Annotated in this window: 1 protein-coding gene; it reads left to right on the top strand. The window is 62.5% G+C overall.

The features are described from left to right. A partial coding sequence (gene tuf / locus PHAMO_RS11685; RefSeq protein ID WP_155801754.1) for an elongation factor Tu occupies nucleotides 1–930 on the top strand: 930 nt, incomplete at both ends.

Raw genomic sequence — 930 nt, forward strand, 5'->3', positions numbered from 1 at the left:
CTAAGGCGAAATTCGAGCGCAACAAGCCGCACTGCAACATCGGCACCATCGGTCACGTTGACCATGGCAAGACCTCGTTGACTGCGGCGATCACCAAGGTTCTGGCCGAGACCGGCGGAGCGACCTTCACGGCCTACGACCAGATCGATAAGGCCCCCGAAGAGAAGGCTCGCGGCATCACCATTTCGACGGCGCACGTGGAATACGAGACGAGCAATCGTCACTATGCTCACGTTGACTGCCCCGGCCACGCCGACTATGTGAAGAACATGATCACCGGCGCGGCGCAGATGGACGGCGCGATCCTGGTCGTTTCGGCGGCTGACGGCCCGATGCCGCAGACCCGCGAGCACATCCTGCTGGCGCGTCAGGTCGGTGTTCCGGCCCTGGTCGTGTTCATGAACAAAGTCGACATGGTTGACGATCCCGAACTGCTCGACCTGGTTGAGCTTGAGGTTCGTGAGCTGCTGTCGTCCTACGATTTCCCTGGCGACGATATTCCGATCGTCAAGGGCTCGGCGCTGTGTGCTCTCGAAGACCGCAGCCCGGAAATCGGCAAGGAAGCGATTCTGAAGCTGATGGCCGAAGTTGACCGCTACATCCCGCAGCCGGAACGTCCGAAGGACAAGCCGTTCCTGATGCCGATCGAAGACGTGTTCTCGATCTCGGGCCGTGGCACCGTCGTGACCGGCCGTGTCGAGCGTGGCGTGGTGAAGGTTGGCGAGGAAGTCGAGATCGTCGGTATCAAGACGACCGTCAAGACCACCTGCACCGGCGTTGAAATGTTCCGCAAGCTGCTCGATCAGGGTGAGGCTGGCGACAACATCGGCGCTCTGCTGCGCGGCACCAAGCGTGAAGACGTCGAGCGCGGCCAGGTTCTGGCGGCCAGGATCGCCAGCGCCCGCACCCAGCGCCGGATCGCCGCCGCCA

Origin of the sequence: Magnetospirillum molischianum DSM 120, assembly GCF_000294655.1 — a bacterium.
Taxonomy (GTDB): Bacteria; Pseudomonadota; Alphaproteobacteria; order Rhodospirillales; family Magnetospirillaceae; genus Phaeospirillum; species Phaeospirillum molischianum.